Source organism: Thermosporothrix sp. COM3, assembly GCF_059696735.1.
The window spans coordinates 6,392,174-6,408,699 of sequence record NZ_AP019376.1; the positions used below are offsets into that span (position 1 = coordinate 6,392,174).

Genomic DNA, 16,526 nt, shown 5'->3' on the forward strand with positions numbered 1-16,526 from the left:
TAGACCGATGCTGGCGTTCATCTAGAAGGATGCTCTTTTTTCTTGCTCGTATGTATTTTCTGAAGCGCTCTGGGATCGTTTCACGGGATGAAGAGCATTTTCTGTGTTTTGTTTTCTTGTGTGGTTGTGGATTATTTGATGAAACTATTCCTATCCCTGTTTTTGTTTGGCTACCCGCCCGTCATGCCAAAGATGGGAAGATGCAAGGAGGGGAGGTATGGCTGATCGCATCGGATCACAGCTCGGGAATTATCGCCTGCTCCGTCTAATCGGGCAGGGAGGGTTCGCAGAAGTGTATCTGGGAGAACATATTTATCTGGATACATTGGCTGCAATTAAAGTGATGCATACGCAACTGTCTGATGAAGAGCGCGAAAAGTTTCGTATTGAGGCACGGACCGTTGCTCGTCTGGCGCATCCGCATATTATTCGGGTGCTGGAGTTTGGCATTGAGGGTGCAACGCCGTTTCTGGTGATCGATTACGCGCCGAGTGGCACCTTGCGCAAACGGCACCCGAAAGGCTCTGTCCTGCCTCTGGACACTGTTGCATCCTATGTAAGGCAGGTTGCGGAGGCTTTGCAGCATGCGCATGAGCGTAATATTATCCATCGTGATGTCAAGCCGGAAAATATGCTCATAGGGCGCAACAATGAGATTCTGTTAAGTGATTTTGGAATAGCGCTTGTCTCACAGGGGACGCGCTATATGAGCACAGAGGGGATTCAGGATCTGGCCGGAACGATTGCTTATATGGCTCCGGAGCAGATGCAATCACGGGCGATACCGGCCAGCGATCAATATGCACTGGCGGTAGTTGCCTATGAGTGGCTTGGGGGAGCGCGTCCATTTGAGGGAACATTTACCGAGGTAGCGGTCAAACATACCCTGACGCCTCCTCCATCCTTACGAGAGAAGGTTCACGCCATTCCAGAGGTGGTTGAGGCGGTTATTATGAAAGCGCTGGCAAAGGATCCACACCAGCGTTACCCTTCTGTGCTGGCATTTGCAGAGGCGCTGGAACAGGCATCCTGTGATGCGGTCCCGGGTTATTTGTCGCTCGGGGGACATAAAGCCAGACCCCACCTGAGAGGCAAAAGGGGATTGGGAGATGTGCATGTGCTTGCTCCATCGCTTGAGGCTGCTTCGCACTTTCCCCGCGTTCTGCCCGAGACGACTCCTGACGAAACGGTTCCTCTGCCCGACGAGCTGATGACTGTGCAAGGAGAGTCTCCCAAACGGATCTCACGCCGGGCTGCTCTGGCTGGAGTGGGGACGCTTGGTCTGGTAGTGCTTGGAGGTGCAGGACTTTTTACTCTGTATGCCCGGAATCGACGCGCGGTTCCGCCGTCAAGCCCGACCATGAATGTGCGCTCTACAACCGTGTTGACCTTTGCTCAGCATACAGACCGGCTCTGGACTGTCGATTGCTCGCCGGATGGACAATATTGTGCTTCAGGTGGTGCTGATGCCCTGGTGCGTGTCTGGCAGACCAGGGATGGGGCTCCGCTCATTGCCTATGATGGGCACAGTGATAGTGTGTATGCTGTATCCTGGAGCCCGGATGGGAAGCGAATTGCCTCCTGTGGCTATGATGGAACCGTGCAGGTTTGGGATGCACTGACGGGGTATTATCCGCTGCACTATCATGGGCATCAGGGCTTTGTCTGGTCGCTTGCCTGGTCGCCTGATGGTCAGTATATTGCTTCGGGTGGTGCGGATACCACGGTGCAGATCTGGGACACGAAAACCCGCGAGGTACGAACCCATTTCAAGCGCCATACTGGCCTGATCTTTCATCTTCGCTGGTCACCCGATGGGAAGCGTATCGCTTCGGTGAGCGCGGATGGAACCGTGCAGATCTGGAACCCGATAACTGGCGCGCTACTCTCTACGTTTCGCCCGTTTAACACGCTCGGGCGCTCGCTGTCCTGGTCTCCAGATGGGGAGCGGCTTGCGGTTGCCTGTGACAATAAGACTGTGTGGATCTTTGATGCCAGCAATGGCGATCATCCCTATACCTACTATGGGCACAGCGATTTTGTATACACGGTTGCCTGGTCTCCTGACGGGCGTTTGCTGGCCTCCGCAGGTGATGACAGGACTATCCAGGTATGGAGCGCACAGCCGGGTAGCGATACGTTAACACTGGAAGGCCATCGTGACGCTGTGCGTTCGGTCGTCTGGTTGCCCGATAGCTCCCGCGTGATCTCGGCCTCTTGGGATAAAACCGTGAGGATCTGGCGTGTGCGCTAGTTTTTATGGTGAGTCGAAAACTGTTATAATGTCGGAGAGGTGAGTGTCTGGTGAGCTGAACAACAGCGCATAGAGTATCTATAAGAGGTGAGAAATGCCCCGCTACTTTACACGGGAAGAGGCTGAAGCCCTGCTCCCGGCACTGACAATCGTTTTAAGCCAGCTTCGAGATCAGTATAAGAAGGTGCGAGCCTTTGAGGAAGAGCTTGCTCAACTGCAAATCAAGGCGATGGGCAACGGACATGGACTGCTCACGCGAATCGCTGAGCTGCATGATGAGGTGGGTGAAAGCATTGATACCTTACGGGATCTGATCGAGAAAGTTCAGTCCTTTGGGTGCGAGCTAAAAGATCCAGAGCTCGGCCTTGTTGATTTTTTGAGCTTACGCAATGGGCAGGCTGTCTACCTTTGCTGGCATCTGGGCGAAGAACATATTGCATTCTGGCACCACCTCGATACAGGATTCGCCGGGCGGCAACCACTATAACTATCATATGGCGTGAGTCGAGAAATGGCAACAATTCAGGAGACCTTACGACGAGCAACGCAGGCGCTAAGCCGGGCCGGACAGACAGGCGCAAGGCGTGATGCGCAGGTGTTGCTCTGTCACGTTCTGGGGGTTGAGCTTGCCGTGCTGTATGCATATCCAGAGCGGGAAGTGACCTCAGAACAGGAGCAGCGCTTCTCTTTGCTGATTGAGCGGCGAGCGAAAGGGGAGCCTGTCGCATATCTGATCGGGCGGCGGGAGTTCTATGGGCGTACATTTCTGGTCGATCCTCGGGTGCTGATCCCGCGGCCAGAGACTGAGATCCTGATTGATGAGGGATTGCAGCAAATCAGGCAGAAGCTACAGACGGGCATCGCTCCCATTGTGGCTGATATTGGCACTGGCAGCGGCATTATCCCCATTACGCTGCTGCTGGAAGAACCGGCCATTGGCTCCATGTATGCTGTTGATATATCGGCGGAAGCGTTGCAGGTGGCGCAAGAGAATGCGCAGCTACATCATATTGAGCAACGGGTACACTGGTTACAGGGAGATCTGACCGAGCCGCTGCCGCAACCGGTCGATGTGCTTACGGCAAATTTGCCCTATGTAGGCACCGAGGAGCAGTTAGATCGCGACGTGTATGACTATGAACCGCATCTGGCTTTGTTCAGTGGACCTCGGGGGCTGGATTTGCTGCGGCGCTTTTTGCATGAAGTCTTTACGAGCGGGAAACTCAGGCCTCGAGGGGTAGTCGTGCTGGAAATCGGCTATCAACAGGCCAGCGCTGTCACCGAGATAGTGCAGTCGCTTTGCCCGGAGGTGATAGTGACAACGCGCCAGGACTATGCCGGGTGGGATCGAGTCGTTGTAATCGCTCATCCTTAAATGTGCCAGGTAGTACCATGTTTTGCCGGTATATTTGCGTTCCCTTATGTGAGGCCGTATAATCGTGGGCAAGGTGAAGCTGAGGGTGGTCAGTGTCTGGTGATTCCCGTGCTGCATGTCTTTGTGGGCCTTCAGGAGCCCGGGGAGATGATGTGCCACGCAGTCGGGAGAGTGGAGTTTTTTAAAGGAGTCTCTAATGACCCTGAGTATTGTGCAAGCTCAAACCGAGTTAGGTTTTCCGGCAAATTTGTTTCTGGTACTGGGAGGAGCAGCCGCCGCCTGCGTCTTATCCTACCTTCTGACATACGGAGTGATCTTTTTTTGCCGCAAGTTTGGGCTGCTTGATCGCTCGACAGTTGAAAGAACGAGAATACACACAACGCCGACGCCTCGCCTGGGTGGTGTGGCGATGTTTCTTGCGTTTGTGATCGCTGCTCTGCTGTTTTACGTGACCTATCCTGGCGTCCAGCCCGAAGAAAAAATACGGTTCTGGCTCTTACTGGCTGCATCGACATTGATAGTCGCCGTTCATGCCTATGATGATGTGCGTGGCTTGAAGCCGCTTACAAAGCTGATTTTCCAAACTCTGGCCGTTATCATTATCCTGGGACCCTGGAACTGGCATTTTTACGGGGTTATTCTCTTTGGTTTCAGTAACCCCTTCGGGGTAGTGAATCCGCCTCCCGGACAGGATCTTCCCTGGTATCGTGATTCGATCATCTCTATTTTTATCCACTCCCCCGACATTACGTGGTTGGCGATCCCGGCGGTACTGGTTACATGGTTCTGGATCGCAGGTATGATGAATACCGTCAACTTCATCGATGGTCTGGATGGATTGGCCGGAGGAGTTGTAGCGATCACTGGCATCTTTATCTGTATTATCTGCTGGCAACTGAAGCAGTACACGATCTGTACGCTATCTGCCATCTTTACCGGGGCTGTTCTGGGATTCTTGCCGCACAACTGGAACCCGGCAAAGGTTTTTATGGGTGATAGTGGCTCGCAGTTTCTGGGCATTATGCTGGCAGTGCTTTCGGTTATGGGGGGAGCAAAGGTCGCGCTGGCGTTGATGGTACTTGGTATCCCTATTCTGGATGTCGCAATTGTGATTGTGGGGCGCTTGCGCAAGGGTGTTTCGGCTGCACAGCATGATACCTCGTCACATCTTCACTATCGCTTGCTGGCAACCGGACTCAATCCCAAGCAGATCTGTTTCATCTTCTACGGGCTGACGATCATGTTTGGAGTGCTTGCCCTGAGCTTGCCACGCCCGCTCAAAATCGGCGGCCTGATTCTGGTCGGTATTACCATGACGGTGCTGGTGTTCTGGCTGGAGAGCTTGAAACGAAAGCGTTTGCAGCAAGGCCCGAAAGAGAAGACCGCCGGTACGTCTGCGGTTGAGCGAAAGCGTGAGCAATCTCATTCAGCCTAAAATCAAAAGCTCCCTGCTAGCAGGGAGCCTTTTTTCAGGTGCGTGAGGGACGTGTATTCCGCAGGGTCAGGAGCGCCAGCAGCGAGTTAAACAGTGTGAGCCCGCATGCAATGGCAAAGATGGCGTGTGCTCCAACTACTTTGCTCAGAATCGTTGAGAGCAGGGGCCCGAGGACTCCGCCAAGCGCGGTGATTGAACTGCGTACACCCATTGTCTGAGCGCGGTGATCCTCGTCGGCCATATCAAGGTAGGCAGCGCTGAGTGCGGGAGAGACCAGTGAGGCACCCAAACCCGCAATCAGTGACGCGGCAAACATCAAGTAGACATTATGCAGCAGGATTAGCCCCAGATAAAGCACGCAGTCAAACAGTAGTCCGAATACGACCGGCCATTTGCGCCCGATTTTATCGCTTACTGAGCCGAGTGCCATCTGTCCGATCAGCATTGCCAGCCCATAGGTGCCGACGATCGCGCCGAACTCGGTTGATGAGAAATGCATCTGATCGTATAGATAGAAGGTCATCTGTGGCTCAATAAAGGCGAACCCGAAGACAATCGTAAAGTCCATCAGCAGCATGCAAATGAACAGAAAGAGCGGGTTTGGCAGGGAAGCGAAAAATCCCTGCTTGCGCTGCATAGGTACTTGTTTCTCGTTCTGGCGAGTCTCCGGTACCAGAACCAGGGCGGTGAGTGTAGCCAGAAATGCCAGACCAGCCGAAATGGCGAAGGGCGCTGCATAGCCCCAGTGGTCGAAGATAACACCCCCGAGTAGAGGCCCGAGTATGAAGCCAGCAGTATACCCCCCCATGACGAGCCCTGTCCAGCGGGCTCGCTGGTGTTCGGGAACAATATCGGCAATCACTCCCATAGAGGCGGGAAGCAGTGCCGCGGAAATAAACCCCTCAATGGTGCGGATGATAATGAATGCAAGGGGCGATTGCGCCAGCAGGAACGCGATATTCGAGAAGGCGAAGCCTGCCAGGCCGAGCAGGATCAAGGGACGGCGTCCCAGACTATCGGCCCACTTACCCATAAGAGGTGAGATGAGAAATTGAGCCAGCGAAAAGCCCATCGTCATAAAGCCAAGCTCGGTGACACCTGCTCCCATTTCGCCGAGGCGTTTCCCGAAAATAGGAAGTACGATTCCATGCCCGGTCATAAGCAGTGTCATACTGGCGGTGAGCAGGATCAGAATGTGTAGTGTGCGTTGTGAATTGGTTTGCCCGGGGGGCGCTTCTGGGGTGATACCGGCTTGCTGCTCTGGTTCATGTGTATACATAGAGCGTTTCTTCTCCTTTGGCTGATGAATGATGGTGGGGCCTCTTGCTGACTTTACTGCTTGTACGCTGGATGGGGATAGAATGTTGTAGTTCTTTCGATTGAGCGTCGTGAGGGAAAAGAAAAAGGCCACCAGGAAGAACCAGGTAGCCTTTTCTTAGAGGTTTCAGCCTGATGCGTTGACACTCCTCACGGCTTCAGCCGTGGGATTCTTCATTCAGCCAGCATGCTTGCAAGTCACCGTAGCGTGATGACCCGTAGAGGCATGCTGTCCAGAAGCGTTTGATGAGGGAAACTCGTCGGTTCCCGTCTGCCCGACGGTACCAGTTCAGGAAAAAGGGCATAACACAGATGAGATATCCAGTCAAGCGAGATTCGCGTTCTCTCGTTCCGAGAATACAAATGCGCCTTGCATCCTCAAGGCTCAAGCCAGGGGCCTTCCAGCGCTTCCAGGTAACGCTTCTTCCGATTGGTGAAACTGTCCTTCTTGCTCAAGATGACGCTTCAGGAAGTAGCCGGTGTAGGAACGCTCATTCTGCATCACATCCTCCGGTGTGCCCGTTGCAACGATTTCGCCGCCATTGTCGCCGCCCTCTGGCCCCAGATCAATGATCCAGTCGGCGCTTTTGATCACGTCTAGATTATGTTCGATCACAACAATCGTATTGCCGTTATCGACCAGACGCTGTAGCACCTGAAGTAAGCGGTCCACATCGGCGAAGTGAAGCCCGGTTGTGGGTTCATCCAGAATATATAGCGTGCGGCCCGTGGCCCGCCTTGAGAGCTCGGTTGCCAGCTTGACGCGCTGCGCTTCTCCGCCGGAAAGCGTGGTTGCCGGCTGTCCCAGACGCATATAGCCAAGACCGACATCGTAGAGCGTTTTCATCTTGTTGTGCACGGATGGGACGTTCGAGAAGAACTCCATTGCCTCTTCAATCGTCATGTCCAGCACATCGGCGATGCTTTTCCCTTTGTAGTGGATCTCCAGCGCCTCACGGTTATAGCGCTTGCCATGACAGACCTCACAGGGAACATAGACATCTGGCAGGAAGTTCATTTCAATGCGTACAATACCTTCACCCTTACAGGCTTCACAGCGTCCTCCCTTGACGTTAAAGGAGAAACGACCGGGTGTATAGCCTCGCATACGCGCCTCGGGCACCTGAGCGAACAGTTCGCGGATGCCGGTAAAGGCGTTCGTATAGGTGGCAGGATTGGAACGCGGCGTCCGACCAATCGGCGACTGATCAATATCAATGACCTTATCCAGGTGCTCAAGCCCCTCAATGGCGTCATGCTGTCCCGGGCGCTCATGCGCTCTGTGAAAGGTATGTGCCAGTTTCCGATACAGAATATCGGTAATCAGCGTACTCTTGCCCGAGCCAGAGACGCCGGTAATCACAACGAACTTGCCAAGCGGGATCTCAACATCAATGTTTTTCAGGTTGTTCTCGCGGGCGCCCTTGATCACCAGTTCGTGCCCATTGCCCGGGCGCCGCTGTTCTGGGAGCGCGATACGTTTGCGCCGTGAGAGATAATCACCGGTTAACGAGTTCTGGTTCGCGACGATTTCATCATAGGTTCCCTGTGCGACCACATGTCCACCATGCTCACCCGCTCCAGGACCAATATCAATGATATAGTCGGCGGTGCGCATGGTATCCTCATCATGCTCAACAACCAGCAAGGTATTGCCCAGATTGCGTAGCCGAACCAGCGTTTTGATCAGGCGCTCGTTGTCGCGCTGATGCAGGCCAATACTTGGCTCGTCAAGGATATAGAGCACGCCCATCAGCCCAGAGCCGATCTGTGTTGCAAGACGAATGCGCTGTGCCTCGCCTCCCGAGAGACTGGCGGCTGCACGGTTGAGCGTCAGATAGTCGAGACCGACGTCAATCAGGAATTGGAGCCGGGCGCGAATCTCTTTCAACACCTGGCGGGCAATCATGCGCTCGCGCGGCGTCAATGTGGTCTTGACCAGCGGCCCACGAGTATCGATTTTTGCCAGCGGATCGCCGAGCAGACTTTCATTGGCCTTCCCATTCTTTTTCTTCTTGCCCGAGGTGACCACCGAGTTTTGCAGAAGCTGTTGTGGGCTATTGTACCCGTTGTTGCCCGCCTCTGTCTCGGCTTCTAGCTCCTGAAAGTAGCGCTGAGCATGGACGATCGAGAGGCTGGTCACCTGAACAATATTGTAGCCGCCAACGGTGACAGCCAGGGCCTCCGGTTTCAAGCGGGCACCATGACAATCGGGACAGATGCGAGCTGCCATATAGCCCTCAATTTCTTCGCGGACGCTCTCGCTCTCTGTCTGTTTGTAGCGGCGATCGAGTTGCGGAATGACCCCTTCAAAATTGACCGTATAATTGCGGGTGTTGCCATGCTGAGGCGTATAGCGGATGGTCAGCGGCTCATTGTCACCATAGAGTATCTTCTGCTGGATAGCGGAGTCGATTTCCTGCCAGGGTGTATGCAGATCAAAGTGATAGCGCTGGGCCATTGCTTCCATGATCGCACTGTACCACTGGCTGCCGTTCATGACTTTGCTCCAGGGAGCAATAGCGCCGTCCAGAATGCTGAGTTCTGGATGGGTCACGATCAATTCCGGGTGAATCTCAAGTTGTGTGCCCAGACCGGTACAGGTTGGACAGGCGCCATGCGGGCTATTAAAGCTGAACGTACGGGGCGCGATTTCCGGCAGACTGATACCACAATAGACGCAGGCTGCCTTCTCGGAGAAGAGGATCTCTTCACCACCGATAACCGAGACCAGCACAACGCCATTGCCGAGCTTCAGCGTCGTTTCCAGTGAGTCCGAAAGGCGCTGCCGGAAGGCCGGGTCCACATGCTCCGCTGTTACCTCTGGCTGCTGCGTTTTGACCTCATAGAGGGCAGGACGCTCGGCTACCATTTTCTGTCCGTTTGACTCGTTCTGTCTGGGTTGTTTGCGGATGATCAGGCGGTCAACGACAACCTCAATGGTGTGTTTCTTCTGCTTATCAAGCTCAATCTCTTCACTGAGGTCACGAATCTCGCCATCGACGCGGACACGGACATAGCCAGAGCGACGCATCTCCTCAAAGACATTCTTGTATTCGCCCTTGCGTCCCTGTACCAGTGGTGCAAGCAGCATGATTCGTGAGCCTTCTGGCAGGCTGAGTACCGCGTCAACAATCTGCTGTAGCGTTTGCTGGCTGACTTCCCGCCCGCATTTGGGGCAGTGCTGATGACCCACACGGGCATAGAGCAGACGAAGATAGTCATAAATCTCGGTGACCGTGCCGACCGTTGAGCGCGGGTTATGCGTTGCCCCCTTCTGATCGATCGAGATGGCCGGAGAGAGACCGTCAATATGATCAACGTCGGGCTTTTCCATTTTGTCCAGGAACTGGCGGGCATAGGCAGAGAGCGACTCGACGTAGCGGCGCTGTCCCTCGGCAAAAATGGTGTCAAAGGCCAGACTACTCTTTCCAGAGCCGGAAAGACCGGTAATCACGACCAGCTTATCACGAGGAATGACCACATCTATATTTTTGAGGTTGTGTTCACGTGCGCCTCGTATAACAATTTTATCTTGTGGCATAGCATTCTAACCATCCATCCCTGTACATCATTGGCATTTTAGAGTGAGCAAGTTGGTGAACGAAAAAAGAAAGCCCTCGTTTTGATACAAACGTTCCACTTAACACTACACTACAGGCGGCTACGAGTCAAGAGGAGAGGACTTGTAGCTCATGACTATTGCGTGAAGCTGCGTTCCTGTTTTGCTGCTTCTGTTGAGGTGCAACCGAAGTATCTTCTCGCCTGTATACATTGAGAGCGAAAGAAGTGAAAGGATTGGCTCTCCCAAACCCTTTTATAACCTCTTATGAAAACAGTGAAGCTAGCAGCGAATATTCCCAGTGTAATAGATAGGCAGAAATGGATTTATCAATCTGGTAGGGCATTTGTTGTAGCAAATTACAATGAAATCAGTTCTGTAAGCAGGCTTGCAATAGATCAGGTTGTCTAGCTATTCAATAAGGGTGAGAGCATGATAGCAACAGTACGAAAGAAGACAAGTATTCGCCTCATCAGTTGGTGTGTTGAGTTTCTCTTCGTTCTCCTGTTGTTGCTGCTGGCTTTCAATTGTGCGTTGCAGCGCTTTGATGTGATCGGACCAAGCATGGAACCGCAGCTCCATAATAATGAAAGCATGTTAGTTGATAAGATCAGTTACCTCTTCCGGGAACCACAGCGCGGAGATGTGGTCGTGTTTGTTGCCCCTCCACAGCCGAATATGAACTATGTGAAGCGCATTATCGGGCTTCCTGGCGATGTAATCTCGATTGAGAACGGCAGGGCGACGGTGAATGGCGTCCGTTTGCATGAGTTTTATGTGGAGCCGAGGCGCATGGGAGCGGCTCCGGGTGATAAGCAGATCCATAGCCTGATAGTACCGAAGGATAGCTATTTTGTAATGGGTGACAACCGAATCGACAGCTATGATTCCCGCTCATGGGGCTTTGTGCCGCGCAAGAATCTTATCGGACGCGCAGTGATGGTCTACTGGCCTATCAACCAGGATAACAGCGGCTTCTTACAGGATGTCTCTTCAGTCTTTGCAGGCGTTCAAAACCATATTCTTCCTGTTAATACCGGAAATAGAAGCCCTTAGTATTTTCATGATGGCATAATTCAGTATACAATTAGATTGGTATAGCCAGATAGGGGAAAATATTGTCTCATGCGTTGATACTGCGTGATGCCATTTGATATAGTATGCATAATAAAGCCCAATGAGTTGAGGATACAGTGTGGAAATAGAACTCGATTTTGAAAAACGCTTCAGACTTGCCAGAGAGATCATCGAAACGATTGTCCTGACCATTTTGATGTTTCTGATTATTCGTCTGGCAGTCCAGAACTTTAACATTGACGGGATGAGCATGGAACCGGGCCTTCATAATAAGGAGCTAGTCCTTGTCAACAAGTGGTCTTATCTCTTTCGTCAGCCCGCCCGTGGAGATGTGATTGTCTTCAAAGCTCCTCCCGATCCCACACAGGATTATATCAAGCGCGTGATCGGTGTCCCGGGCGATGTGATTACCATTCAGGATACAACCGTGATCGTCAACGGCAAGCCCTTGCAGGAGACATACGTTGATCCAAAGCGACAGGGAAATCCGTATCCCAGGCCGATTACGAATATGCTGATCCCTCCAGATACCTACTTTGTACTTGGAGATAACCGGGCTGGAAGCTCTGACTCGCGAGATTGGGGGTGTGTACCCAGAGGGAACGTGATTGGTCTGGCGACACTGGTGTACTGGCCGCTCGGGCAGGATAACAACGGGCTGATAAAGAACTATTCCTCTGTCTTTGATAATGTTCCTGCGCCCCCTTCGGGGAGCAAAGGGATGACTTGCCCCGTGCGGAATACGGCGCAATCGGATACAGGTGGAATGAATACAGGCGATATGCCTATGAATCATGATGTCCTGTATGCTCTGGCTTTATCTGGATGTGTCACTGTTATACGTAAACGACGCCGGTAATCTCCGGCGTCGTCCCTTTTCTGGGGGTTAGCGGATCTTCAGTTCTACTTCCCCTTGCTTGAGCTGAATGCTTTGAATGGGGCGTTGGATACGGTTCTCGATTGTCTGGAAGTGCTTATTAATCAACGAGGTTATCTCATCTGCTGACATGATGAGCCCGAATGGTCCCTCCACGGTAACGTTACTGGCCTTGAGATGGCCGTTTTGTACAATCGGAACGCAGCTAACCGCGTTAGAAGTGCCAAATGCCGTAAAGGACAGGCGAACACCTGAAGGGGTAATGCTCGCGGTTGGGGCTGCTATAGGACTGTTTGCAGGCATATTCAGAACGATCATATTGTTCAATGTATTCTCGGTAACATGGAAAGGAGGTATCTCCACGAGTCCGGTTGGTGGAAGGTTTGCTCCCGATGGAATGTTCTGTTCTGCCCTGGTGAGTGCCTGATCCATCAGATCATAAGCCATGTTGTGCGCGTAGGGACGAATGGCGAAGACCCATGCGGCGATCAGGCTGGCGATAATCAGTACCAGGATAGTAAGGCAGCCGAGCGTGCACCCGAGCCGATTGGGTTTCTTCTTCTGGCGGGGTTGTATATGAGGCTGCTCCGGGCGTTGTGACTGCGCGTCAGGTGTCTGTGGGGTTGGGGCCGGGGCGGGATGCGGTGTGGTTTGCTCACTGGCCCAGGCTGGATTGTGTTGCGGTGTATTCCACGGTCCTTGCGTTGTCCGCTCGTACATCTGAGTCGGTGCGTCATGCTCAACAAACGGATAGGACGACGGAATATTAACGGTGGCCCCACACTTCGGACAGAAGCGGGCATCAGGTTGTAGCGATTCTCCACATTGTGTACATTTCATGCTTTTGTCACCATTTTCTGATTTTATAGGGCGTAAAGAGTGGCTTTTTTTAAGTATATGATGAAGTGCGCTTTTCGTCCAGCTTATTCGAGCGCAAAATAGGGAATAGATATTCCGGTTGGATGTGTTATAAAAAGTGCCAGCAAAAGGATGCTGGCCCCTTACTGTTGACGTTTCAGTATCTCGTCCATTGATGTGATTATTTGTTGACGCATGGCCGGATCATCGTTGATGATCTGAGCGACCTGTCGGATCAGGCCGCGTTCCTGAACTTCAGGGAGATTGTAGCCATACCGTTCATGCACGGCAACGGCTGCCCCTCGTAACACTTTTTCATCGTCACTCATTATCAAAGGAGGAGGCGTTTCAAGACTACGCTGGGCTGTCGTGCCCGGGGGACTGTCCCCTTTGAGAGGCTTGACGCCATTAGCGGCGAACGGGAGCTCACTATCAATGAGATGAGCTGAATGCGGTGTTGCTCGCTCAATATGTACGATCACCGTTTGTTCATCTTCATTGACTGCCTTAATGGTGCCTTCCAGGTAGATGACTTCAGGTGCCCCCCAGAAGACACGCTCTCCGACATGGAGAATCATAATGCTGCAACTCCAATCTTCTGTCGCTGACTCAGACAATACGAGAGAGCCCGGCTTCTTCTAATACGATTGAGCCTGGCTGGAAGTTCCATCTCCCCGTTTTCTTCTGAGAAGCAGAGTAATATTGCTCTGTCTGGCTGGATATGGTATCTTTACAAAGAATGCTGCTGCCCTTCATGGCGGAGGAAAAGGATTGTCCGCAGAAGGACGCGGGCACGAGGGTGGCTGAGTCTACCCCGTGAGACATCAATTGCTTTTCAAATGGGTTGAGAAAGAGCAACGTTCTTTTTTTATCGCTTTCTGGTACAGTTGCTTTCAGTGTTTGCCGATAAGAAAAACAGAAAGTCGTTTGATTGTATTCTCCTCTTGACAGGAAGGAAGGCCTTCTGTATCCTAACACAGCAGAGACGAGCCAGAGATGTTCTGCGTGTAGATCACCTCAATGAATCCTTGTAGGCATGCCGTGGTATGAGATTGTGACCAGAACTCGGATATCCCGGCAAAAGGAGAAAGAGCAGGATTGGTACCGTTGAGCAGGTAGAAAATCTGCGAGCTATGCCTGTGAAATGCTTCTGAACACATGGCCTCTCCTCGCTGTCAGGGGATTGGCAGGCGAGCAAGCCATGTGGTTGAAAGAAGAATCCTCCGGTGTTGTTGCCGGGTGGAATGAAGTTGCTTTCGTATTTGAATGACTGGTGCAAGTGCGCCCTCCTCCGGGCGCTTATTCATGTAAAGGACACATCCACACATTTATGCACGAGAAGAGTTTAGTAACACTGGAATATCCCAAGATTTTAGAGAAGGTAGCAAAAGAGGCTTCTTTTTCCGCCAGCAAAGAGCTGGTGATGGAGCTAAAGCCAACAACTGATCTGGAGGAGGCTCGCCGCCGTCTGGCTGCGACGACAGAGGCGGTTCGCTTGATCGACCTGCGTCCTGAGGTGGGCGTGGGAGGGGCCCGTGATATTCGCCCGCATCTGGCGCGTGCTGCTCGGGATGGTGTCCTGCTTCCAAAAGAGCTTGTTGACATACTGAATACCGTGCGCAGCTCACTCAATGTGGCTCGCGCACTTGAAAAGCTCGATCCAGAGCAGTTCCCGCTGCTGCATGATCTGGGAAGTGCGATCCCTCAGCGACCACAGATCGCGCGGCGTATCGAGATGACTGTCAGCGAGGAAGGCGAGGTGCTGGATACTGCCAGCCCGGCCCTGCGTCGCATTCGTTTTGATATTCGTGGGGCCAATCAGCGTTTGCAGGATCGACTGCGGAATCTGGTTTCCGAATATAGCAATGTATTGCAGGAACCGATTATCACCATCCGGAATGATCGCTATGTGATCCCGGTTAAGGCAGAAAACAAGGGCCATGTGCGAGGTATTGTGCACGATCAATCATCCAGCGGCGCCACGGTCTTTATTGAGCCAATGGTGGTTGTTGAGCTGAACAACAAGGTCAGAGAGCTGATGATTGAGGAGCGGCAGGAAGTTGATCGTATTCTCCGGGCGCTTTCTGCTGAGATTGGCAAAGAAGTTGATGCGTTGCGCGTTGTTGTCGATCTCCTGGCCGAGTTTGATCTGCATATGGCGAAGGCCCGCTATAGCCGGATGACTCGTTCCAGCGAGCCGAAGCTGAACGAAGAAGGGCGCATTGATCTGCATAATGCCCGCCATCCATTACTGACCGGAAAAGTGGTTCCAACGAATTTCCATATCGGGCAAGACTTCTTTATGGTCGTGATTACTGGCCCGAACACGGGTGGTAAAACGGTTGCCCTGAAAACCGTTGGCTTGCTCACACTTATGGCTCAGGCAGGGCTTCATATCCCGGTTGACGAGCACTCTGAGATTGCCGTCTTTGAAGATGTGTTAGCCGATATCGGAGATGAGCAGAGTATTGAACAGAGTCTCAGCACCTTCTCCTCTCATATGAGTCGTATCATTGAGATTCTGAGGCGCGTTGATGAGATCCAGAAGGAGCACACGATTCATATTCAAGGGCGGTTGGCCGAAACGCTGAAGCAGAACAGCCGTCCTGCTCAGGTGCTGGTGCTCTTCGACGAACTTGGTGCTGGCACTGACCCGAGCGAAGGTTCGGCGTTGGCTCGGGCGATTCTGTCTTATCTGCTGGAACGCCATGTCACGACGGTGGCAACCACGCACTATACTGAGCTCAAGGCCTTTGCCCATGAGGAGCCGGGCGTGACCAATGCCTCCGTTGAGTTTAATCTTGAGACGCTGTCTCCAACCTATAAGCTGAGTATCGGGGTCCCCGGACGCAGTAACGCGCTGGCGATTGCCCGGCGTCTCGGGCTGGATGAGAGCATTATTGAGCGTGGACGCGAGTTCCTCGGTAGCGCCGGGGTCCATATGGAGAACCTGCTTGAAGGCTTGCAGGAGGAGCGCAAGGCTGTCTCCGATGAGCGTTATCATCTTAGTATGGAGCGTGCTGAAGCGGAATATCAGCGCAAGCAACTGGAAGAGGAACGCCATCGCCTTGAAGAGGAGCGAGTTCGCATTCTGAACGAGGCTCGGGCGCAGGCCCGACGCGAACTGCAAGAGGTACAGGCGAAGCTGGCGAAAGTCAAGGTTAGCCTTGATCGCGGTACTCTGAGTCGTGAGCGCTTGAATCAGGCGCGCAATACAGCTCAGCGACTTGAAGAGAAGGTGGCACCTGTTCCTGAGCCAATCAAGCAAAAGAAGGACGACGGCGTGCGGAAAATCGATGGACCGTTGCAGGTTGGCGATACCGTGCGTGTGCTCAGCTTCGGGCAACTGGCTGAACTGGTGAGTCTCTCGGCTGATCGCAGTACAGCAGAAGTTCAGATGGGAGCGATGCGCTTCCGGGTAGATGTGAATAACATCGAGCGGCTGAGCAAGCGGCAGGCAAAGGAAGAACGCGTTGCACCGAGTATCGTGCTGCCGAGCGTAGAGGAACGGCCGCAGGTGCCGATGGAACTGGATATGCGCGGCTGGCGCGTCGAGGACGCCCTTGAAGAGCTCGATGCTTATCTGAATAATGCGGTAATGGCCGGTATGCCTTTTGTGCGTATTATTCATGGGAAAGGAACCGGAGCGCTGCGGACAGCCGTGCGGCAGCATCTCTCGCATCATCCGCTGGTTAAGTCGTATACTCCCGGCTCTCCGGCGGAAGGTGGAGACGGTGTGACTGTGGTAAAGATGGGCGCGTAACGAGAGAC

The 16,526-nt window shown here is 53.0% G+C and carries 11 protein-coding genes; 7 read left to right on the plus strand and 4 right to left on the minus strand.

From position 1 onward, the window contains the following. Nucleotides 1-217 precede the first annotated feature (217 nt). The 4 genes from KTH_RS27450 (at nt 218) to KTH_RS27465 (ending at nt 5,064) form a co-directional block, all read left to right on the plus strand. Entirely contained in the window at nt 218-2,254 is a 2,037-nt protein-coding gene (locus tag KTH_RS27450; RefSeq protein ID WP_497622077.1) for a WD40 repeat domain-containing serine/threonine protein kinase, read from the plus strand. A 94-nt stretch (nt 2,255-2,348) separates the two neighbouring features. Then, nucleotides 2,349-2,741, plus strand: coding sequence for a DUF2203 domain-containing protein (locus KTH_RS27455; protein WP_111324588.1), 393 nt, complete (start codon nt 2,349-2,351; stop codon nt 2,739-2,741). 24 nt (nt 2,742-2,765) lie between these two features. After that, complete coding sequence (prmC, locus tag KTH_RS27460; protein WP_497622079.1) at nt 2,766-3,629, plus strand: peptide chain release factor N(5)-glutamine methyltransferase; 864 nt, start codon at nt 2,766-2,768, stop codon at nt 3,627-3,629. Nucleotides 3,630-3,825: 196 nt separating this feature from the next. Further along, complete coding sequence (locus tag KTH_RS27465) at nt 3,826-5,064, plus strand: MraY family glycosyltransferase (protein ID WP_497622080.1); 1,239 nt, start codon at nt 3,826-3,828, stop codon at nt 5,062-5,064. A gap of 34 nt (nt 5,065-5,098) precedes the next feature. On the opposite strand, the gene KTH_RS27470 is transcribed toward KTH_RS27465, so the two are convergent. Next, on the minus strand, nt 5,099-6,343 hold the full coding sequence (locus tag KTH_RS27470) for an MFS transporter (protein ID WP_497622081.1): 1,245 nt from the start codon (nt 6,341-6,343) through the stop codon (nt 5,099-5,101). Between the two features lie 423 nt (nt 6,344-6,766). After that, complete coding sequence (uvrA, locus tag KTH_RS27475) at nt 6,767-9,925, minus strand: excinuclease ABC subunit UvrA (protein WP_497622083.1); 3,159 nt, start codon at nt 9,923-9,925, stop codon at nt 6,767-6,769. Between the two features lie 450 nt (nt 9,926-10,375). On the opposite strand from uvrA, the gene lepB (KTH_RS27480) reads away from it, so the two are divergent. After that, nucleotides 10,376-10,999: a signal peptidase I gene (gene lepB, locus KTH_RS27480; protein ID WP_111324593.1), complete on the plus strand. Its 624-nt coding sequence runs from the start codon at nt 10,376-10,378 to the stop codon at nt 10,997-10,999. 139 nt (nt 11,000-11,138) lie between these two features. Further along, a complete protein-coding gene (lepB, locus tag KTH_RS27485; protein WP_246046352.1) occupies nt 11,139-11,879 on the plus strand; it encodes a signal peptidase I in 741 nt (246 codons plus the stop codon). Between the two features lie 27 nt (nt 11,880-11,906). Here the strand turns inward: lepB (KTH_RS27485) and KTH_RS27490 are convergent, their stop codons facing one another. Both KTH_RS27490 and KTH_RS27495 read right to left on the minus strand, forming a co-directional pair. Further along, entirely contained in the window at nt 11,907-12,737 is an 831-nt protein-coding gene (locus KTH_RS27490) for a zinc ribbon domain-containing protein (protein ID WP_497622085.1), read from the minus strand. A 161-nt stretch (nt 12,738-12,898) separates the two neighbouring features. Beyond that, nucleotides 12,899-13,333, minus strand: coding sequence for a hypothetical protein (locus tag KTH_RS27495; RefSeq protein ID WP_111324595.1), 435 nt, complete (start codon nt 13,331-13,333; stop codon nt 12,899-12,901). Between the two features lie 752 nt (nt 13,334-14,085). Between KTH_RS27495 and KTH_RS27500 the strand changes: the two genes are divergently transcribed. Continuing rightward, entirely contained in the window at nt 14,086-16,518 is a 2,433-nt protein-coding gene (locus tag KTH_RS27500; protein ID WP_497622087.1) for an endonuclease MutS2, read from the plus strand. The last annotated feature ends 8 nt before the right edge of the window (nt 16,519-16,526 follow it).